Here is a 21002-nt window from a genome sequence, read left to right as displayed (position 1 = left end):
GGCGCGCTCCCGGCCGGATCGCCGGCCGGCACTACGAACACCTTCGGGTCGACCGAAGAGGAGGCTCCGCGATGACGGGCATCAGAGAGGCGTTGACCCTGCTGTGGTCGACCCCCGACAGTGCGAACATGGTGCAGGAGGACAAGACCTGGCACACGTGGGCGCAGGTGCGTGACACGGCCGAGCGAATCGACGCGGAGCTCGAACGACTCGGGTGCGGGCCACGCAGCCGGATCGGCGTCGTGCTGATCAACCGCACCGAATCGATCGCGTCCCTGATCGCGATTCTGCGACACGACCGGGTGCTGCTCACCCTCAACCCGGCCCAGCCGTCGCGGCGGATCGTCGAGGACGCGGTCGGGGCCCACCCGGATGTGATCCTCGCACCGCGCGAGTACTGGGCCGACGAGGAGTTCGCCGCACCCATCGCCGCAGCGGGCATCGTCGGTGTCGCCGTGGACGGTTCGGACGTCTCACGCGTGTTCGGCGACGCTCCCGTCCCGCCCCGCCCGGACGAGCAGGACCCGGTCGCCGTCGAGATGTTCACCTCCGGTACAACCGGCCCGCCGAAGCGGGTTCCACTGACCTGGCGCCAACTCGAGGCCGCCCTCGAGGCCGTGCACGGGCACACCGGCAAGGGGAGGGGCGATCACGAACCCTTCACCGGCCCCGTCGCGTTGATCTCCTTGTCGATGGTGCACATCGGCGGATTGTGGGGCGTGATCCAGTCGCTGTCGGAAGCACGCCCGATCGTGCTGATGCCCCGCTTCACCGTCGAGGGCTGGGTCGACGCGGTCTACGAGCACCGGATGATCGTCGCGGGTCTCCCGCCGGCGGCCATGCGGTCGGTGCTCAACGCCGACGTGCCGAAGGAGAAGCTCGCGACCCTCCGGGCCATCACCGCAGGCACCACCTTCGTCAGCCCGGAACTGGCCGACGAGTTCACCGACCGGTACGGCATTCCCATCATGATCATGTACGGGGCAACGGAATTCGGTGGTGCCGTCGCGGGGTGGACGAAGCCCCTCATCAAGCAGTGGTGGGAACACAAGCGTGGCAGCGTCGGCCGGCCCTTCCCGGGGGTGCGGATGCGCACGGTCGACGAGAACGGCGCGGTGCTGCCTGAGGGGAGCACCGGTCGCCTCGAAGTGAGTTCACCCCAGACCGGCACGGGTATCGGCGACTGGGTGCGCACCAGCGACCTCGCGCATCTCGACGAGGACGGTTTCCTCTACATCGACGGCCGGGCCGACGACGCGATCGTCCGTGGTGGTTTCAAGATCCAGCCCGAAACCGTCTGCAACGCACTGCGGGCCCATCCGTCGGTGCTCGACGCGTCCGTCTTCGGCCGTCCCGACGAGCGTCTCGGACACGTGCCGGTCGCGGTGATCGAAACCGTCGAGGGTGCAGAGGATGTCGACGTCGACGAACTGAAGACCTTCCTGCGTACCCGGTTGACGGCCTACGAGATCCCGGTGGAGATCCACAGGGTCGACGCCCTGCCCCGCAGCGTGTCGCTCAAGGTCGATCGCCGTCGGCTGCTGGAGATGGTGGACGAGATCGAATCGTCCCGCGCCCGATAGCGCACAGGAAAGGGGGCGGGATCCGGATGGATCCCGCCCCCTTTGTCGGTGTCTCAGGCGACGGCGAGTCGGCGGCGGTGGTACGACACCGAACCGTCGAGCAGTTCGTCGACCTTGATGCGGCGGAGCAGCAGGTGCACGTCGTGCTCCCACGTGAAGCCGATCCCGCCGTGGACCTGCAGCGCCGTCTGGGCGGTGGTGGACGCTCCGGAGCATGCGAACGCGACCGCGGCCGACACCGCCCGGGCGCGTGCTACGGGATCGTCCCCGTCGAGTGCGACGGCGGCGGCCCAGAGTGTCGCGCGGGAGGCCTCGGTCGTCGTCGCCATGTTCGCGCAGTGGTGTTTCACGGCCTGGAAGCTGCCGATCACCGTGCCGAACTGTGTTCTGCTGCTGGCATAGTCGACGCTCAGGTCGACGAGACGCGCAGCGGCACCGAGAGCATCGACCGCGCGGAAGGTCGCAAGACGGTCGTGGGTGAAGGCCACGGTGCCGGCCGGCAGGGAGAACCACGAATCCTGCGGAAGGGTGGCGTCGAGGTCGGCGGCGGCCCACGAACGGGTGAGGTCGAGCGTGTCGAGCGCTCGCACAGTGAGTGTCTCCACGGGCACGACCGCCGCGATCTCTGCGCCGGTGTCGGTGACCGCGACCAGCAGGAGGTCGTGCGCATCGATCAGGCCGGTGATCGGGGCCGTCGTACCGCTCAGGACCAGTGTGTCCCCGTCGAATCGTGCCTGTAGGCCGGACTTCTCGGGTGACGGCAGGCCGGGCAGCACGACGCGCTCACCACTCTCCGCCGCTGCGGCCGCGGGATGACCGATCGTCTCGAGAAGACTCGCCGCGACTGCCAGTTCGGCGACGGGAAGCCCGCTGCCGGTCCGTCCGTGTTCCTCGACGAGTACGGCCAGATCGACGTGGGTGCCGCCCGTCTCGGTGGTGAGCAGTCCGATCGAGCCCGAGTGCGCGAGGTGGCGGAGTCCGTCGCTGGGGAGGTGTGCCGGTCCGTCGTCGATGCCCGGTCTGCGCGCAGCGATCGGGTCGTTCTTGGCGAGCCACGCGCGCTCGCTCTCGCCGAGGGCCACCTGTTCGTCGCTCAACGCGAAGTCCATGACGCTCCTTCGATGTGGTCGTCAACGTAGTTAACCATGTGTGCTGCCGTTTGTGGACCCCTCGGAACCGCTCGCGATATCGGAAGAGTTTTCGACGAAGTCTGGTCCTCACATCGTTATACAGGTAATACTTGTCGCCGACGTCCACGAGGGAGTGACCGATGACGATGCCGTCGATGAACCCGACCGATCTCGCCGCCGCCTTCGGCGACAAGCCCGCGATCGTCATGGTCGAGGACGGCGCGACGCTCATCTACCGCGAACTCGAATCCGCGTCCAACCGCATCGCCCACCTGTTCCGGCAGCGCGGCTTGCGGGCCGGCGATCACATCGCGATCCTCATGGAGAACTGCCTCGACGTCTTCCCCGTGGTGTGGGCGGCACAGCGCACCGGTCTGCTCTACACGCCCGTCAACTGGCACCTGTCCGACGACGAGGCCGCCTACGTGGTCGAGAACTGCGGAGCGCGTGTGCTCGTGCACTCGGAACGTCTCGATCGCCTCGGGGCGGTCGTCGCCGACGGCAACCCCGTCCTCAAGGCACGATTCACCACCGGTGACAGCTCGCCGAGCGGCGCCGAGATCCTCGCCGACGCTGTTGCTATCTTGCCCGGTACACCCGTCGACGACGAACTCGAGGGGTACTACATGCTGTACTCGTCGGGCACCACCGGACGTCCGAAGGGGATCCTGCCCGCGCTCACCGGAGCCCCGTTCGGCACGGGTCTGGCCATCGATTCGACGATGCGCGACGCCTTCGGATTCGGTCCGCACTCCGTCTATCTCAGCCCCGGACCGCTCTACCACGCCGCACCGCTCGGCTGGACGATGGGAACCGTCCGCAACGGGGGCACGGCGCTGGTGATGGAGACCTTCGACGCCGAACGCACACTCGATGCCATCGAGCGGTACGGCGTCACCCATGCCCAGTTCGTCCCGACGATGTTCGTGCGGATGCTCAAGCTCCCCGAATCGGCCCGCACGCGCTACGACGTGTCGAGCCTGCGCGTCGTGGTCCACGCGGCGGCGCCGTGCCCGGTCGAGGTCAAGGAACGCATGATCGAGTGGTTCGGGCCGAAGATCCTCGAGTTCTATGCGGGCAGCGAAGGCAACGGATTCTTCATGATCACCACATCGGAATGGCTCGAACATCGCGGTTCCGTCGGCCGACCGACCCTGGGGCAGGTGCACATCTGCGACGAGTCCGGCCGCGAACTCGGCCCCGGCGAGATCGGTCAGGTGTGGATCGGCGGCGGCCTGGACTTCGAGTACCACGGCGATCCGACGAAGACCGCCGCCGCCTACAACGACAAGGGCTGGACGACCCTCGGCGATCTCGGGCACGTCGACGAGGACGGCTACCTGTACCTCTCGGCGCGGCGCACCGATCTGATCCTGTCCGGCGGCGTCAACATCTACCCGGTCGAGGTCGAGGACGTGCTGACGATGCACCCCGCCGTCCTCGACGTCGCCGTCGTCGGCCTGCCCGACGAGGACATGGGGCAGCGCGTCCACGCCGTCGTCACCCCCGTGGACGGAGTGCGGGCGGACGACGCCCTCGCGGCCGGACTCGTCGAATACACCCGCGAGCACCTCGCGCACTTCAAGGTGCCGCGCACCCTGGAGTTCGGCGAGGTTCCGCGACTGCCCAGCGGCAAGATCCTGCGCCGGGCCCTGCTCGCCCGCTACGACGAGGTGTCGCCGGCGCCCTGACGGTTCAGGACAGCTGGGTCACCACGATCCGTGTGACGCCGTAGAAGGCGGTACCCGCCGTGACGATCGCGAACAGCGCGATCCACACCGCGGCCGGGAGCCGGGTGAGCCAGCGCAACTGATCGGCATCCGAACCCCGGCCGCGACCGCGCGAATGGGTGCGGGCGAGTTCGAGGACCGGGCGGGTCGCACCGAGGAGCAGCACCCACGTGATCAGGTACGCCGCGGTGTACCGGACGACCGGATCACCGAGATAGGCGGCCGCACCGACGAGCGCTCCCGCGATCACCACGGAGACGAAGCCGTACAGATTGCGGATGAGCAGCAACAGAACGGCGAGTGCGGCGAGGATCGACCACAGCACCGCGGCGGGCCGATCGAGCGTCAGCAGCGTCGCCGCGGCGAAGCCGAGCACGGCCGGGCCGGTGTACCCCGCGAAGGTCGTCGCGACCATGCCGGGACCGCGCGGATTACCGGACGACACCATCACCCCCGAGGTGTCGCTGTGCAGGCGGATACCCGACAGTTTGCGGCCCACGAGCGCTGCGATCAGCGCGTGCGATCCCTCGTGCGCCTGTGTGATGACGTGGCGGGTCTTCAACCACAGCGGACGCACGGTCACGAGCACGAGTGCGACGATCGCCGTGCCGACGACGACCATCGTCGGTGCGGGCTCGTCGACGGTCGACACGGCCTGCCACGCGGAGGACACGACCTCCGTGAACGAGGTGGACACAGATCACCTTCCTTCGGGCCGGACACGGGTGGCCCCGAACCCGGCAGGGCCGGGCGTAGAGACCACTGCCCCGGCGATAGCCTGATGAGCATGCCCGACCGTCGCTCCCTCGAGATCCGCGCGGGTGTCGCGGACTCCTGGGCCGTCGGTCTCGGACTGATTCCGCTGGGCCTCGCGTTCGGGGTGGTGCTCACCCAGGGCGGGTTCGACTGGTGGTGGGCACCGATCTTCTCCACCGTCATCTACGCGGGGTCGATGGAGTTCCTCGCGATCGGTCTCATCGCGGCGGTCACCCCGCTCGCGTCGGTCGCGGCGGCGACGTTGCTCGTGAACTTCCGGCACGTCTTCTACGGGCTGTCGTTCCCGCTGCACCGCATCCGCAGCAGGCTCGGGCGTCTCTACGGCGTGTACGCGCTCACCGACGAGTCGTACGCGATCGTCGCGCCCAAGGCACGTGAGCAGCTGACGGGCACCCGCATCCTCACGGTCCAGGTGCTGTGCCAGCTGATGTGGGTGGTGTCGGGCACGGTCGGCGCGCTGATCGGGGCGGTGCTCCCGGAGGGACTCGCCGGGCTCGAGTTCGCGCTCACGGCGTTGTTCGCGGTGCTCGCCATCGATGCCTTCCGCGCCAACCGCGACGTGCCGGCGCCGGTGATCGCGCTGGTCTGCGGTCTCGTCGCATTGCTGGTCGCGAAGGAGCAGATGCTCGTCGTCGGCCTCGGTCTGTTCGTGGTGTGCCTGTTCGTGCGGTTCGTCTATCGGAACAAGGTGGCCCGTGCCTGAGTCGGTGCCCGGCGCCGCATATGTCCTCGGTGCCCTGGCGGTGATGTTCGTCGTGACGGTCGCGCTGCGCGCGGCGCCGTTCCTCGCGTTGTCGGCGCTGAAGAACTCCGCCTTCGTCGACTTCCTCGGCTGCACGATGCCCGCGGGGGTCATGGTGATCCTCGTGATGTACACGCTGCGCGACGTGGGGCAGTCGACCTGGCTCCCGGCGACCGTCGGTCTCGCGGGCACGATCGCCGTGCACCTGTGGCGGCGCAACGCCGCGCTGAGCACCGTCGTCGGGACGGGCCTCTACCTGTTCGCGTCGGCGTTCTGGACCTGAACGGTCTCGGTGGCGCTCTTGCCGGATTCCACGGGGGCTTCCTGGGCCTCCACCGGGCGGGCTTCCACCGGGGCCTCGGCACCGGGACGACGGCTGCGCGCGGCGATCATCGCGGCGACGAAGACCGCGATCGCGGCCAGGCACTGCGAGGTGCCGAGCACCTCGAGGAGCAACTGCTCGACCCAGCCACCGGAGGACGCCTCACGGAGCAGATGGTTGGGTCCGATGAGGAAGACGACGGTCGCGGGCACGAGCACGGGCCACCAGCGACGGTAGGTGGGCGCGACGAGCAGCGGCACGAGGAACAGCGCGTACACCCAGTGGTGGGTGACGGCGATCGGGGCGGCGAGCAGCGACGCCAGGCCCACCAGGGCCACCGCGACCACGGGTTCGCCGGCACGCAGGAAGCGGTAGGCGGCCCACGCGGTACCGGCCACGACGATCAGCGCACCGGCCAGCCACAGCGCCTTGGCGGTGCCGTCGGAGAAGTCGAAGCGGGCGATGAGACCGGTGAGCGCCTGGTTGCGGAAGAACGACGGGTCGCCGGCGCGGTCGGTCGCGAAGAACTCCGTGGTCCAGAAGTAGACGGTCGAATCGGGGCGCAGCCAGTAGCCGAACGCGACGGTCGCGGCGAAGGCGCCCAGCGCGCGGAAAGCCGACGGCCAGTCGCGGCGCAGCAGGAAGATCAGGCCGAAGGCGGCCGGGGTCACCTTGATGGCGGCGGCCAGCGCGATGCCGACACCGCGGAAGCGCTTCGGGATCACACCGAGCAGGTCGGCGACCACCAGTGCCATGAGCACGATGTTGATCTGGCCGAACGTAAAGTTGGAGCGGAACGGCTCGAGCCACAGCACCGGTCCGAGCGACGCGGCCGCGATCAGACTCGGCTGCGACATGTCGAGTCGCTGATAGACGACCTTGAGCACCCACCACACGAGAGCAATGAGTCCGATCGTCCACAACACCTGCAGGGCGGTGCTGCCCACCAGCGCCATCGGGGCGAAGAGGAACGCCGCGAAGGGAGGGTAGATGAACCGGAAACCGGAATGGCTGAAGAACCCCTCCGTGTACAGCGGGGTGTGGTGCAGAAAGGCCCAGCCGGCGTCGCGGAAGACGTCGAGATCCATGAGGTACTCGTTCACCGCGTCGCGCAGATATCCCGCGACTGCCAGGGCCGAGACCGTCAGACCGATGGCGATCAGCAAGGATCGAACAGGTCGGGTACGGACTTCGGTCAACAGCACGGGCGGTACCTCCCGGTAGGAAACAGGTGCGTCGCCACGTTACACAATCGTTGTCTTCGGGATCAGGCGACGAGAATATCGTCTCCCCAACCGTTTTGACGGAAGTTTCCGTTTCGCGCACTTGTGGAGTGAGGCGGATCACGTTGCGCAAATGTCTCGGTCTGCCGGAGGTGAGGAAAGTATTCGGCTTTCTAGCAGTGACGCTAGAGAGCCGAATACTTAGGTAGCGGAGTCAGGCGACGCCGCTGATCTCGTTCGGGGTGTGCGGCAGTTCGGCCGTACGGATCTCACCCGAGGTCACATCCACCGCGTGCAGGGAATCGGTGGCGGGATCGGTGACGAACGCCGTATCGCCCCGCACCTCGAGGGCGGGCCGAGGTGCCTGCCACTCGTCGGGCTCGGTCCACGGCTCGAGCACCTCGATCCGCCGGACGATCTCGCCGGACTCGGGATCGATCACATGGAGGTTGCCGTCGGTGCCGAGGACGAGTGCTTCACCCGCCGGTCCGCGACCGAGGGAACGGAAGGTGTAACTCGTACCGAGGTCGACGAGGCGCACCGACGCGGTGCGGGTGTCCACGAGCGCGACGCGCTCGGGGCGCTCGAGTTCGGCGTCGGGATCGGTCTTGTAGTCGCCGAGGACGACGGGCGAGTCCTCGCTGCCGGCCTGGTTCCCGATCCGGCCGTAGGGGTCGGGCACCGGCGCCTTCGTGAACGTTCCGTCGCGGAAGATCACCATGCCGTCCTCGCATCCGAAGGCGACGACCCCGTCGGCAGCGACCGTCTCACCGTGCACACCCGGGCACTGTTCGGTGCGCGTGATCTCGGCGCCGTTCTCGTCGAGCAGCGCCACACCGGTCCGCTTCTCGGAATCGCCGAGGGTGACGAGCATGCCGCCGTCGGGCATCGGAACGGCCACGCCGTGGTGGGCCTCGGGGAGTGTGCGGCTGTCGAGATGCGGCAGGTCGGTCGCCGAGGCGAGGTCGGCGGGGTCGAACACGTCGATGCGTCCGGTGCCGTCGTCGAACAGTGCGGTGACCCCGGCGTGCGGCACGACGTGCCCGGGCTTCTCGGCGGCGAACGTCAGATCGGTGAGGGTGGGTGCTCCGGCGTAGTGGTGACCGTGGTCGCCGTGGGCTTCCGTCCAGCTGCCGGTGTCGAGCACGCGGAATCCGCCCTCGGTGGAGATCAGCACGTGGCGTCCGTCTCCGGCGGGGGAGAGGCGGTTGAAGCCGTCGAGTGCGAAGTCGTCGACGACGGTGAGTTCTTCTTCGTCGACGACGAGGACGCCGCCGTCGTAGGTCAGGGCGAAGCGCGGCTGCGCCGTCGCCACCTCGGAAGCAGCGGCGGTGGTCGTCGTTTCGGTGGTGCCGGCCGCAGTGGTCTCGGCTTCGGTGGTGCCGCCGCAGGCGGCGGCGAAGGTTGCAGCGATGACGGTGAGGACGGCGCCGCCGTAGCGGGAGAGCGTTGTCATGGGAAAGAAATAGCCCCAAACGAAAATGAATGTCAAAGTCTGAAATGCGCATGCGTGCATGCCGCTCCGGGCCGCCGAGGTTGCAGTTGTTGTCGAGAATTCGCCGAAATGTCGACAACAACTGCGGTTTCGAGCTCGGATATACGCGAATACGGCCGTCTACGACACGCGCTAGATGAGCTCAGAATCCGATGAGCTCGCCGTTAGCATCGACGGATGGATCCTGTCCGCAACCCGTACGCCCCGGGCGCGGGACAGCGCCCGCCCGAGCTCGCCGGCCGCGAGAAGCAACTCACCGCGTTCGAGGTGGTCCTCGAACGGATCGCCCGGGAACGACCCGAACGCAGCGTCGTCCTCACCGGCCTCCGCGGGGTCGGCAAGACCGTCCTTCTCAACCATCTGCGCTCCGCCGCCATCGCGAAGAGCTGGGGCACCGGCAAGATCGAGGCCCGTCCCGATCAAGGACTGCGACGCCCGCTGTCGTCGGCGCTGCACATGGCGGTCCGCGAGATCGCCGCCGCGCATCCGGATCCGGAATCGGTGGAGTACTTCCTCGGCGTACTCAAGTCGTTCGCGCTGCGGGCCACCGCCGACAAGGGCATGCGCGAACGCTGGCAACCCGGCATCGACGCCCCGGCCGTGAAAGGGCGGGCCGACTCGGGCGACATCGAGATCGACCTCGTCGAACTGCTCGTCGACGCAGCCGGACTCGCACGCGACGTCGGCGTGGGCATCGCGTTGTTCATCGACGAGATGCAGGATCTCGGACCCGACGACGTCTCGGCGATCTGCGGGGCCTGCCACGAGCTGAGCCAGGACGCCGCGCCGCTCATCGTCGTCGGGGCCGGTCTGCCGCATCTGCCCGCCGTGCTGTCGGCGTCGAAGTCCTACTCCGAGCGGTTGTTCACCTACCACCGCATCGACCGGCTCGACCGTGCGGCAGCGGATCTCGCTCTCATCGCGCCCGCGGCGCGAGAGGACGTCGAGTTCACGCAGGACGCCCTCGACCTGCTGTACGAAACCGCCGACGGCTACCCGTATTTCGTGCAGGCCTACGGCAAGGCGACCTGGGACGTCGCGGCGGATTCGCCGATCACCGCCGACGACGTGCGGGTCGCGGCACCCACGGCGGAAGAGGAACTCGCCGTCGGCTTCTTCGGCTCCCGCTACGAACGGGCGACCCCCGCCGAACGCGAATACATGCGGGCCATGGCGGATCTGTCGGGCGACGACGGGCCCGTCGCGACATCGAAGATCGCCGTCGAACTCGCACGGAAACCGGCTTCCCTGTCACCCGCGCGCGACGGATTGATCAAGAAGGGCCTGATCTACTCCGCCGAGCGCGGGTTCATCGGGTTCACCGTTCCGCACTTCGGGCGCTATCTGCGCGCCCAGAACGACTGACCCGGCCGGGGCAACCGGAAGTTCAGTCGACCCACTCGACGGTCTCGTCGAGCGACGCGCGGTCCGTGCGACACGCATTGGCCGGGTGCGCCTCGTCGGCGTAGCCGAACGAGATGGCGCAGACGATGTCGCGGTCGTCGCCGATGTTCAGTTCGCGTCGCAGCGCGGTGGCCGTCATCGCGACGGCGGCCTGCGGGACGGCGGCGATGCCGAGCGACTCGGCGGCGAGCAGCAGCGTCGAGACGTAACCACCGCAGTCGACGGCGCCGTACACGCCGAGGGCCTTGTCGGAGGTGATGATCGCGACGTGCGGTGCGCCGAAGAAGCGGTAGTTCTCGAGCATCTGCTCCGTGCGGCGCTGGTAGTCGTCGCGCGCGATGCTCAGCGCGTTGTACAGGGCGTAGCCGGCGCCGCGGCGACGTTCGGCGTAGGCACCGCGGTATTCGGCCGGTCCCGGGATGTCGGGATCCATGTTCCCCGAGGTGGCCTGCGCGTAGACGGCGTCGCGCAGGCGGTCGATGGCGTCGCCGCTGACGATGTGCACCTGCCAGGGCTGCGAGTTGCACCAGGACGCGGTGCGCTGACCCATCCGCAGCATGCGCTCGATGTCCTCGCGCGGGACCTGCTTGGTCAGGAACGCGCGGCAGCTGAAACGGGTGTCGAGCAGGGACGACAGCGTGTCGGCGGCAGAAGTCATGCCACCACGATGGCACATCACTTCACCGAGCGTTCGTTCAGCCGGTCGCGAGCACACGACAGATCAATATTCGACTTTCTACCAATCTCCCGAGAAAGCTGTAGAGACGGTCAGACGATGTCCTTCTCGTCGCCGGGAGTGACGCGGCGCAGTCCCCGATAGGCGTCGGTGGGGGTGCTCTTCCCGGTCACCACGGCCGCGACCTCGGCGGCGATCGGCATCTCCACCCCGTACTCGCGGGCGAGTTCCATGACCGTCGGCGCGGTCTTCACCCCTTCGGCGACCTGCCCCAGTGCCTCGACGGCCTCGTCGATGCTGAGCCCGCGCGCCAGCGCCTCACCGACCCGGCGGTTCCGCGACGACGGGCTCGTGCACGTCGCGATGAGATCGCCCATCCCCGTGAGCCCCGCGAACGTGCGCGGATCCGCGCCCATGGCCTCGCCGAGGCGCGTCATCTCCGCCAGCCCGCGGGAGAGGACCATCGCGCGGGTGTTGTCGCCGACGCTGAGTCCCTCGGCCATGCCGGCCGCGATCGCCACGATGTTCTTGAGGATCCCGCCCAGTTCGCAGCCGAGCACGTCGGTGTTGCGATAGACGCGGAACAGCGACGTGGCGAACAGTGGTTGCAGCGCCGCACTCACCGCCTCGTCCTGCATCGCGACCACCGACGCGGCGGCCATGCCGTCGGCGATCTCCCCGGCGATGTTCGGCCCCGCGAGCAACCCGACGGGGTGCCCCGGAAGGCATTCGGCGATCACCTCGGTGGGCCGGAGGCGGGTGCCCGGTTCGAGACCCTTCACGAGCGAGACGACCGGGACCCACGCGCGGATCTCGTCGACGACCTGCTCGAGTGTCTTGCGGACCGCGTGCGACGGCACACCGACCACCAGGACGTCGGCTTCACGGGCGGCCTCCTCGAGATCGGAGGTCGCGCGCAGACCCTGCGGTAGCGGACGTTCACCGAGATAACGACGGTTGCGGTGCTCGGTGTCGATCTCGCGCGCGATGTCGTCGTTGCGGGCCCACAACGTCGTCGGGGTGTTACGTGCGGCCAACGACGCGATCGTGGTTCCCCACGATCCCGATCCGAGAACGACGACGCGAACCGCACGAGCCATCGGTGACCTTTCGTCCGTACGCGGGCAGGTATCGACAGAGTGTCAGTTTTCCGGTCCCGGCGGGTCCGATTTGTGGTCCCGGGATCCTCGCGGGGCGGGTGTGCTGTGGAAGCGCACGACGACAGGATCGAGGCGGCGCATCGTGGCACGATCGGACCCGTGCCCGGTAAACCCGTCACCGATCAGCGCCTGCGCGACCTCGCGTTGCTGCGACGCGTCCGCGACCGCATCGACCGCGAGTACGCCCAGCCCCTCGACGTCGAGGCCCTCGCCCGCGGCGTGAACATGTCGGCCGGCCACCTCAGCCGCCAGTTCCGGCTCGCGTACGGCGAGTCGCCCTACTCGTATCTCATGACCCGGCGCATCGAACGGGCCATGACGTTGCTGCGACGCGGCGACCTCACCGTCACCGAGGTGTGCTTCGAGGTGGGCTGTTCGTCGCTCGGCACCTTCAGTACCCGGTTCACGGAACTCGTCGGCGTGCCCCCGAGCGTGTACCGCAAGCAGGCGGCCGAGGAGACGAACGGCATCCCGTCGTGCGTGGCGAAGAATGTCACCAGACCGATCAGGAATCGAGAAGCGCGGACGGGTCCGCCGGTCATACCGTGATCGGCATGGACATCACCATTCACCAGACATTCCTTCCGCACACCGATCCCGAGGCGTCCCTCGCGTTCTACCGCGACACCCTCGGCTTCGAGGTCCTCAACGACGTCGGCTACGCCGGGAAGCGCTGGATCACCCTCGGCCGCAGCGACACTCCCGGTACGTCCCTGGTGTTGTACCCGCCGGACGCCGACCCCGGCATCACGGAGGAGGAGAACGCCACCATCGCCGAGATGATGGCCAAGGGCACCTTCGCGTCGATCATCCTGGCGACGAAGGATCTCGACGGGGCGTTCGAGCAACTGCAGGCCGGCGACACCGAGATCGTCCAGGAACCCACCGACCAGCCGTACGGCGTCCGCGACTGCGCCCTCCGCGACCCCGCGGGCAACATGGTCCGCATCCAGCAATTGCGCTGACCGATCCCACGATCGGGCTTACTCTCCGATCGTCGCACCCGTTCCGCCCGCATCCATACGACCACTGGAGTCTTCGAACATGACCTCGACGAAGGACACACCGGCACACGCAGCGCACGTCGCCGACGGCCACGACGCGATCCGGGTCCACGGAGCGCGCGTGAACAACCTCCGCGACATCAGTGTGGAGATCCCCAAGCGGCGATTGACGGTGTTCACCGGTGTGTCCGGCTCGGGCAAGAGTTCGCTGGTGTTCAGCACGATCGCCGCCGAGTCGCAGCGTCTGATCAACGAGACGTACAGCGCGTTCGTGCAGGGGTTCATGCCGACCCTGGCCCGCCCGGACGTCGACGTGCTCGACGGCATCACCGCGGCGATCATCGTCGGTCAGGAACGGATGGGATCGAATCCGCGCTCGACGGTGGGCACCGCCACCGATGCCAATGCGATGCTCCGCATCCTGTTCAGCCGGGTTGCGGAGCCGCACATCGGTCCGCCCAACGCCTACTCGTTCAACGTGCCGTCGGTGCGGGCCAGCGGTGCGGTGACGGTGGACAGGGGCGCGGGGAAGACCCAGGCCGAGAAGGTGACCTTCAACCGGCTCGGGGGCATGTGCCCGCGATGTGAGGGCAAGGGGTCGGTCTCCGATTTCGACCTGACCGTGCTATACGACGACGGTCTCTCGCTCAACGAGGGTGCCCTGAAGATCCCCGGTTACAGCATGGACGGCTGGTACGGCCGGATCTACCGCGGGTGCGGCTTCTTCGATCCCGACAAGCCGATCGCGAAGTTCACCAAGCGGCAACTCCACGACCTGCTCTACAAGGAACCCACCAAGGTCAAGGTCGAGGGCGTCAACGTCACCTTCGAGGGTTTGATCCCGAAGATCCAGAAGTCGTTCCTGTCCAAGGATCTCGACGCGATGCAACCGCACATCCGTGCGTTCGTCGAGAAGGCCGTCGTCTTCTCCACATGCCCGGATTGTGAAGGGACGCGTCTCGCCCCCGAGGCGCGGTCGTCGAAGATCGACGGCAGGAGCATCGCGGACGTGTGCGCGATGCAGATCAGCGATCTCGCCGAATGGGTGCGCGGACTGGATCTTCCGCAGGTCGCTCCGCTGCTGAAGAACCTTCGTCATCTGCTCGACTCCTTCGCGGACATCGGGCTGGGATATCTGTCGCTGGACCGCCCCACCGGCACCCTGTCCGGCGGAGAATCACAGCGCATCAAGATGATCCGCCATCTCGGATCGTCGCTGACCGATATCACGTACGTCTTCGACGAACCGACGATCGGCATGCACCCGCACGACATCGCGCGGATGAACAACCTGCTGCTGCAACTGCGCGACAAGGGCAACACCGTGCTCGTCGTCGAACACAAACCCGAGGCCATCGCGATTGCCGACCACATCGTCGATCTCGGCCCGCGCGCCGGCACCGAGGGCGGACAGGTGGTCTTCGAGGGCACCGTCGACGAACTGCGGCGTGCCGACACCCTCACCGGTCGCCACCTCGACGACCGGGCGTCGCTGAAACCGACGGTGCGCACCCCGAACGGCGCCTTGGAGGTCCGCGGCGCCGACACGCACAACCTGCAGAACGTCGACGTCGACATCCCGCTCGGCGTGCTCGTCGTGGTGACCGGCGTGGCCGGGTCGGGCAAGAGTTCGCTGATCCACGGTTCGGTGGCCGACCGCGACGGCGCGGTCACGATCGACCAGAGCCCCATCAAGGGTTCGCGTCGCAGCAACCCGGCGACCTACACGGGTCTGCTCGAACCCATCCGCAAGGCGTTCTCGAAGGCCAACGGTGTCAAGCCGGCCCTGTTCAGTTCCAACTCCGAGGGCGCCTGCCCGACCTGCAACGGTGCCGGTGTCGTCTACACCGACCTCGGGGTGATGGCCACCGTCGAATCGGTCTGCGAGGACTGCGAGGGCAAGCGCTTCCAGGCCGCGGTGCTCGAGTACACCCTGGCGGGGAAGAACATCGCCGAGGTGCTGGGCATGTCCGTCGCCCAGGCTCAGGAGTACTTCGCCGACGGTGAGGCGCGCACCCCGGCGGCGTCGAAGATCCTGCAGCGACTGTCCGACGTCGGCCTCGGGTATCTGCGGCTCGGCCAGCCCCTGACCACGCTCTCGGGTGGTGAGCGGCAGCGTCTCAAGCTCGCCACCGCGATGGCCGAGAAGGGGGAGACCTACATCCTCGACGAACCCACCACGGGCCTGCACCTCGCCGACGTCGAACAGCTGCTCGGTCTGCTCGACCGGCTCGTCGAGTCCGGCAAGTCGGTGATCGTCATCGAACACCACCAGGCCGTGATGGCCCACGCCGACTGGATCATCGACCTCGGTCCCGGCGCAGGCCACGACGGCGGACGCATCGTCTTCGAGGGCACCCCCAGCGAACTGGTGGAGCAGCGGTCGACGCTCACCGGCGAGCACCTCGCCGAGTACGTCGGGGTCGGGATCAGCGGCTGAAGTCCGGACGCTCCATCAGCCACGACACGGCCACACCCGCGACGAGCCCCCAGAACGCCGCGCCGATGTTCCAGACGGTGATGTTCGAGGCGGTGACCACGAACGCGACGAGCGCACCCATGGTGTGCTTGCTCGCGAACCCGGCCACGAAGGCGCCCTGCAACGCTTTGAGCATCGCCAGGCCGCCGAGGGTCGCGACGAACGAGACGGGTGCGGCGATCATCCACCGGACGAACAGCGGCGCGAACAATCCGAAGACGATCGCCAGCGTCCCGCACGTGATCGCCGCGGTGTACTGACGGGACCGTTCGCCCGACGACACGAGCAGTGCGTTGGTCGGTCCGGTCAGACAGGTCGACACGGCGCCGACGCACGCGGCAGGGAAGGACCACAGTCCGCACGCGATCGCCGAGACGTTGACGGGCGGGTTGTGCCCGGCCGAGCGCAGCACCGCGATGCCCTGCCCGTTCTGCACGACCAGCACGGTGATCGCGAGCGGCACGACGAGTTCGAGGATCGCCGACCACGTGAACTGCGGGGCGGTGAACACCGGTGCGGCGAAGACCGCGCTGTCGGTCCCGGACGGTGAGAACCGGCCCGACAGCGCGACTGCGCCCACCCCGGCGAGCAGGGCGCCGAGGATCGGAGGCATCCACTTACCGAGGACCGCAACGGAACTGAGCAGGAGGAAGACGATCACCATCGGTGCGGCGATGGCGACGTCGGAACCGAGCGCCGAAACCAGATCGATGCCGAACTTCAGGAACACTCCCGCGACCATCGCCATGACGATGGGCATCGGCAACGCTTCCATCACTCGGCGCACCAGTCCCGACGCCCCCAGCACCGTCACGAGGGCCGCTGTCACGAAGAACGCGCCGACCACCTCCGCCCAGCTCAGATGGGTGAGCGACCCGCCGACCAGCACGGTGCCGGGGATGGTCCAGAAGAATCCGAGCGGTTGCCGGTAGGCGACGCTCATCACGATGGTGAGCAGCCCGTTGAGGACGAACACCCCGAAGATCCACGACGCCAACTGCGGTGCGCTCAGCCCGCCCGCAGCGCCGGCGGCGAGTATCACCGCGACCGGTCCGGTGCACGAGAAGATGAGTCCGATCAGACCGTTCGCGGCGTATCGCGGGCCGAGATCCCGGAGTATTCCGCGCGGTCCGACGACGGGACGCACGGGGCGTTCGAACAGATCGGTCTCGGCGGTGGGGCGATCGTCCACGGCGGTCAATGGTCAACCTCGATCCTGTTGTCGGAACTTCGCGGCGAGCTCGCTGCGCGAGCGGATGCCGAACTTCGAGTACACGCGGGTCAGGTGGTATTGCACGGTCTTGACGGACAGGAACAGCTCACCGGCGACCTCCTTGTTGGTGCGGCCCGACGCGACGAGTGTGGCCACGGCGCGTTCCTGCGGAGTGAGGGTCGTGAAATCCGAACGCGGGGTCTCGGTCTCGCCGTTGCCGGTGCGAAGACCACCGGCCTTGAGTTCCCGGTCGCAACGTTCGACGTACGAGACGGCACCGAGCGACGAGTACAGTTCGCGGGCGGTGCGGATCACCGCGTCGGCGTCGCGGCGACGCCCCGCGCGGCGCATCGTCTGGCCGTACGCGAAGTTGATGCGCGCACGGTCGTAGGGCAGTGGCAGCGTGTCGATCTCGTCGAGCGCCCGTTCGAACGCATCGCGGGCGGCGTCGATGTCGCCGCGGGCACCGAGGATCCGGCCGCGCACGTAACCGAGGCGCGCCTTGGCGGACCGATGACCGCGTTCGGCGGCGAGTTCCTCGTGCCGCCGCAGGAATTCGTCGGCCTCGTCCACGCGCCCGGTGATCACGAGTGCGTTGCCGTAGAGATCCGGCCACGGCCAGTGACCGGGTTCGTCGACCGCTCCCCGCTCGCGCAGGGTGACGATCGGTTGCAGATAACGCAGCACGCTCGTGTAGTCGGATACCACTTCGGCGCACTGCGCCAGGCAGAGGCAGGCCGGTACGAGCATGAGCGAATAGTCGTTGTTCCCGGCGCGGGCACGATGGGCGTGTTCACGTGCGGCGGTCCAGTTCCCACGCAGCGCCTGGACCTGGGCGCCGGTCCAGTGGACGAGCGGCCGGAGCAGATCGAGTTGAGTCGCATCGAGTTGCGCCGCCGCGCGGTCGACGGTGCGCAGCGCGTCGGACCACGCACCGAGTGCGAATTGTGTTCGCGCGAGCCACGCCTGCGCCCACAGCGAGATACGCAGTGACCCGCCGCGGAAGGTGGTGGGTTCGGCCGCCTCGAGTTCGGTCCGTGCGAGATCGGGCCGGTCGAGCACCAACGCGAGCCACCCCTCCGCCATGCGGATGCGCTGACTCTGTGCCCCGAGCCGAATTCCTTCGGACAGAGCAGAATACGATTCTACAGCGTCATCGACGCGACCGGTCATCGCCAGTCCGAGTCCGCGGATGGCCCGCGACTCGACGACGGGCGGAGCCGTCTCGGGAAGGGTGTCCGCCGCGCGATCGGCCCACAGGACGAGATCGTCGCCGCGCAGCCTCGCCAGCGAGTGCAGCACCATACGCTGGGAGATCGTCGCGGCGAGTTCGGGTTCGGAATTCGGATCGTCGAGCATCGACCACGCTTCGCTGAGCAGGTGATGCGCTTCCGCGGCTCGCCCCCTTTGGATGGCGAGATAGCCCAGTACGGCGTTGCGCATCGGCCCGCTCGGCACACTTTCGATCTCGGGGACGAACGTCTGTGCCTGGGGCAGATCCGCCGCACCGGTCAGCGCGTCGACACCGCGGATCATCCTGCGGGTCCGCAATTCTCGGTCGAGAGTGATGCGGCTCGCGGTGATGAGCGCTTCGGCCGCCTGGGACCAGGCGCCGTCGGCGGCGCACTGCCGGGCGTAGGCGTCGAGGTCGGCGGCGAGTTCCTCGTTGCCGGTCGGTGTCGCGGACACCAGGTGGAACAACCGGGCACCCTCGTCGTCGACGAGCGAAGCGGCGCGCTCGTGCAGGCTGTGCCAGCGCGCCGGGCCGATCTCGTCGGCCACGGCGGCGCGGGTCATGGGATCGGGGAACGACAGCGACACCACGCCCCGTTGCTCACGCATCGTGAGCAAGCCGAGCCGGTGGGCCTCGTCGAGCGGTCCGGTCGTATCACCGACCTCGGCGAGTTCGGCGACGAGCGCGAGCGATTCGGTGGCTCCCCGCGTCGCGGCGGTGTCCAGGACGGCGACCGCTTCGACGAGGGCGCGCGTGTCCGGTGAGCATCGGGCGAGGATGCGACTCACCTTCCCCGCGTGTTGTCTCGGTGCAGGGAAACGTGCCTGCCAGCGGTGCCATTCGTCGCGGGGGATCTCGTCGAGGAGTTGCAGGATCGAGCGGGCGTTACCGAGAGTGTGTTCCTGCAGGCGACGTGCCGTCCACGCGGACAGATCGACGCCGATGCGATGCAGCGCGAGTTGCGCGACATCCGGTGGCGCCAAAGCGCCGACGTGGAGGGTGTCCACACGGTGGCTGTTCGAGAGGAGGTCTGCGGTCGCCGGAGCGACGTCGTCGGGAAGCACGTCGGGCACGATCCAGATCATGAGCAGGGGACGTCCGTGCGCTCGCCTCAGCGACGACGACAGCGACTGCAGCGACTCGACATCCGCGTAGTGCGCGTCGTCGACGACGATCACCGTCACGTCGTCGATCCGGTCGAGGAGCGTGCGTGCCGCCTCCACCGGGTCGCCGGCCGTGACGGTCTCACCGAGCAGCTGTTCGAGCACGGACCAGGGATGGTCGGCCTCCCAGCGTGCCCCGGTGGCGTCGTGGACGACGAGGTCGTCGTGGCGAGCGACGAAATACGAGACGAGGGAGGATTTTCCGACGCCGGATGCCCCCTCGACGAGGACCAGCGAGGGAACACCCGCGCGGGCTTCGTCGAGGAGGCGTTCGAGTTGCATCAACTCGGAGTTCCGGCCGATCAGCACACTGTTGTCCGTCACACATCCACGGTAGTCGGCGCGGGGCGGTCGGAACTGCGGACCGGCGAGACGGTGCCGGCCGGACGGGGCACGAACCAGGTGACCAGACCGCCGGCGAGTGCGATACCTGCGAAGATGTAGAAGTTCACGTTGTTCGCGAAGCCTGCACCGATGAGCAGACCGCCGATGACCGGGCCGACGATGCCGCCCAGGCGACCGAAGCCGGCGCACCATGCGACACCTGCGGCGCGAGCCGGGGTGTCGTAGTAGTTGGACACGAACCCGTAGATGAGCACCTGGGTGCCGATCGTGCCGGTACCGGCGATCGCGACGGCGGTGAGCAGCACCGGCAGCGGGAAACCGAGGGTCAGCAGCACCAGGGCCACGGCCGCGAGGAAGAAGGTGGTGACGATGACGGACTGCGGTCCGCGGCCGTCGGCGACCTTCGATGCGAGCAGGCCGCCGATGATGGCGCCGCCGTTGAGGACGAGCAAGAATGCGAGCGAGCCGTTGGCGTTGTAGCCGGCGTCGGCCATGATCTTCGGCAGCCAGGTGTTGAGGCCGTAGGTGAGCAGCAGACCGGCGAAGCTCATCATGCCGAGCAGTCCCGTACCGAGGGCGTACTTGCGGGTCGCGAGTGCCGCGAAACCGATCTTCTCGGTGGAGGCGACAGGTGCTGCGGACGGCAGCGGGAAACCGAACTTCTCGCACACCTGCTGCGCCTCGTCGGAGCGTCCCCGCGACTGCAGCCATGCGGGCGACTCGGGAAGCTTGACCAACGCCAGTGGAAGCAGGATGACGAGGGGCAACGCGCCGATGAGGAACAGTCCGCGCCAGCCGATGGCGTCGCGCAGCAGGATCGCGAGCAGCGAAGCCATCACACCGCCGGCGGGGACACCGCTGTAGACGATGGCGTTGAACAGGTTGCGCTTGCCGGGCGGAGCGAACTCGGCGACCACGGCTCCGGCGGTGGCGACGAGACCACCGACGCCGATGCCGGTGAAGAAGCGGAGCGCACCGAACATCGTGATGCTCGTGGAGAAGGCCGCCGCACCCATGCCGACGGAGAACCAGACGATGTTGATCAACATCATCTTGCGCCGGCCCACGCGGTCACCGAACGCTCCGGTCAGCAGTGCGCCGACCATGACGCCGATGAGCGCGTAGGAGCCGAGGGCACCACCCTGCTGGGCGGAGATCTCCCCGAGCTGGGTCGGATCGGCCATCAGGGTGGGAAGGACGGTGCCGTACACGACGAGGTCGTAGCCGTCGAAGATGATCGCGAGGGTGGCGAGCGCGACGATCCAGACGACGCTGCGCCGATGTTGTGGACTGGCCCAGGTCTGCGTGGCATGGGTCATGAG

The 21002-nt window shown here is 68.0% G+C and carries 17 protein-coding genes; 8 read left to right on the top strand and 9 right to left on the bottom strand.

The window, feature by feature from the left end:
• Window positions 1-71: 71 nt before the first annotated feature.
• Window positions 72-1583: a class I adenylate-forming enzyme family protein gene (locus ACWPOC_RS00590; RefSeq protein ID WP_455407831.1), complete on the top strand. Its 1512-nt coding sequence runs from the start codon at window positions 72-74 to the stop codon at window positions 1581-1583.
• Between the two features lie 53 nt (window positions 1584-1636).
• On the opposite strand, the gene ACWPOC_RS00585 is transcribed toward ACWPOC_RS00590, so the two are convergent.
• Window positions 1637-2692 carry an acyl-CoA dehydrogenase family protein gene (locus tag ACWPOC_RS00585; protein ID WP_145707620.1) on the bottom strand — a complete coding sequence of 352 codons (1056 nt, stop codon included), beginning with the start codon at window positions 2690-2692 and terminating at the stop codon, window positions 1637-1639.
• A gap of 161 nt (window positions 2693-2853) precedes the next feature.
• On the opposite strand from ACWPOC_RS00585, the gene ACWPOC_RS00580 reads away from it, so the two are divergent.
• Complete coding sequence (locus tag ACWPOC_RS00580; RefSeq protein ID WP_455407830.1) at window positions 2854-4404, top strand: acyl-CoA synthetase; 1551 nt, start codon at window positions 2854-2856, stop codon at window positions 4402-4404.
• 4 nt (window positions 4405-4408) lie between these two features.
• Here ACWPOC_RS00580 and ACWPOC_RS00575 read toward each other — a convergent pair whose 3' ends face one another.
• Window positions 4409-5140, bottom strand: coding sequence for a M50 family metallopeptidase (locus ACWPOC_RS00575; protein WP_145707615.1), 732 nt, complete (start codon window positions 5138-5140; stop codon window positions 4409-4411).
• 84 nt (window positions 5141-5224) lie between these two features.
• Here ACWPOC_RS00575 and ACWPOC_RS00570 point away from each other — a divergent pair, with 84 nt between their 5' ends.
• Both ACWPOC_RS00570 and ACWPOC_RS00565 read left to right on the top strand, forming a co-directional pair.
• Entirely contained in the window at window positions 5225-5923 is a 699-nt protein-coding gene (locus ACWPOC_RS00570) for an AzlC family ABC transporter permease (protein ID WP_145707613.1), read from the top strand.
• On the top strand, window positions 5916-6245 hold the full coding sequence (locus ACWPOC_RS00565) for a branched-chain amino acid transporter permease (protein WP_455407829.1): 330 nt from the start codon (window positions 5916-5918) through the stop codon (window positions 6243-6245). The genes ACWPOC_RS00570 and ACWPOC_RS00565 overlap by 8 nt, the downstream gene beginning before the upstream one ends.
• On the opposite strand, the gene ACWPOC_RS00560 is transcribed toward ACWPOC_RS00565, so the two are convergent.
• Window positions 6215-7489, bottom strand: coding sequence for a glycosyltransferase 87 family protein (locus ACWPOC_RS00560; protein ID WP_455407828.1), 1275 nt, complete (start codon window positions 7487-7489; stop codon window positions 6215-6217). The genes ACWPOC_RS00565 and ACWPOC_RS00560 overlap by 31 nt on opposite strands.
• 232 nt (window positions 7490-7721) lie before the next feature.
• Window positions 7722-8963: a zinc metallochaperone AztD gene (gene aztD / locus ACWPOC_RS00555; RefSeq protein WP_455407827.1), complete on the bottom strand. Its 1242-nt coding sequence runs from the start codon at window positions 8961-8963 to the stop codon at window positions 7722-7724.
• Between the two features lie 216 nt (window positions 8964-9179).
• Here aztD and ACWPOC_RS00550 point away from each other — a divergent pair, with 216 nt between their 5' ends.
• Entirely contained in the window at window positions 9180-10367 is a 1188-nt protein-coding gene (locus ACWPOC_RS00550; protein ID WP_120280754.1) for an AAA family ATPase, read from the top strand.
• A 22-nt stretch (window positions 10368-10389) separates the two neighbouring features.
• On the opposite strand, the gene ACWPOC_RS00545 is transcribed toward ACWPOC_RS00550, so the two are convergent.
• Together ACWPOC_RS00545 and ACWPOC_RS00540 are read right to left on the bottom strand one after the other, a co-directional pair.
• Window positions 10390-11064, bottom strand: coding sequence for a nitroreductase (locus ACWPOC_RS00545; RefSeq protein ID WP_120280753.1), 675 nt, complete (start codon window positions 11062-11064; stop codon window positions 10390-10392).
• A gap of 110 nt (window positions 11065-11174) precedes the next feature.
• On the bottom strand, window positions 11175-12182 hold the full coding sequence (locus ACWPOC_RS00540) for an NAD(P)H-dependent glycerol-3-phosphate dehydrogenase (RefSeq protein WP_060652622.1): 1008 nt from the start codon (window positions 12180-12182) through the stop codon (window positions 11175-11177).
• Between the two features lie 159 nt (window positions 12183-12341).
• Here ACWPOC_RS00540 and ACWPOC_RS00535 point away from each other — a divergent pair, with 159 nt between their 5' ends.
• The 3 genes from ACWPOC_RS00535 to ACWPOC_RS00525 all read left to right on the top strand — a co-directional run bounded on the left by ACWPOC_RS00535 (window position 12342) and on the right by ACWPOC_RS00525 (window position 15686).
• Window positions 12342-12791, top strand: coding sequence for a helix-turn-helix transcriptional regulator (locus ACWPOC_RS00535; protein ID WP_026061046.1), 450 nt, complete (start codon window positions 12342-12344; stop codon window positions 12789-12791).
• Window positions 12792-12796: 5 nt separating this feature from the next.
• Entirely contained in the window at window positions 12797-13207 is a 411-nt protein-coding gene (locus ACWPOC_RS00530; protein ID WP_026061047.1) for a VOC family protein, read from the top strand.
• Between the two features lie 79 nt (window positions 13208-13286).
• Complete coding sequence (locus tag ACWPOC_RS00525; protein ID WP_455407826.1) at window positions 13287-15686, top strand: ATP-binding cassette domain-containing protein; 2400 nt, start codon at window positions 13287-13289, stop codon at window positions 15684-15686.
• On the opposite strand, the gene ACWPOC_RS00520 is transcribed toward ACWPOC_RS00525, so the two are convergent.
• The 3 genes from ACWPOC_RS00520 to ACWPOC_RS00510 are packed head-to-tail and all read right to left on the bottom strand — an operon-like array spanning window position 15676 to window position 20999.
• The gene (locus ACWPOC_RS00520) at window positions 15676-16917 is read right to left on the bottom strand and encodes a benzoate/H(+) symporter BenE family transporter (RefSeq protein ID WP_455408004.1); all 1242 of its coding nucleotides are present in this window, start codon (window positions 16915-16917) and stop codon (window positions 15676-15678) included. The genes ACWPOC_RS00525 and ACWPOC_RS00520 overlap by 11 nt on opposite strands.
• Before the next feature lie 12 nt (window positions 16918-16929).
• On the bottom strand, window positions 16930-19659 hold the full coding sequence (locus ACWPOC_RS00515) for a helix-turn-helix domain-containing protein (protein WP_120280750.1): 2730 nt from the start codon (window positions 19657-19659) through the stop codon (window positions 16930-16932).
• On the bottom strand, window positions 19656-20999 hold the full coding sequence (locus ACWPOC_RS00510) for an MFS transporter (RefSeq protein ID WP_120280749.1): 1344 nt from the start codon (window positions 20997-20999) through the stop codon (window positions 19656-19658). Before ACWPOC_RS00510 ends, ACWPOC_RS00515 begins: the two co-directional genes overlap by 4 nt.
• Window positions 21000-21002: the final 3 nt, after the last annotated feature.

This window comes from Rhodococcus sp. 5G237, assembly GCF_053764735.1.
The sequence above is the reverse complement of the archived record's forward strand: the minus strand, read 5'-3'. Positions and strand labels throughout refer to the sequence as shown.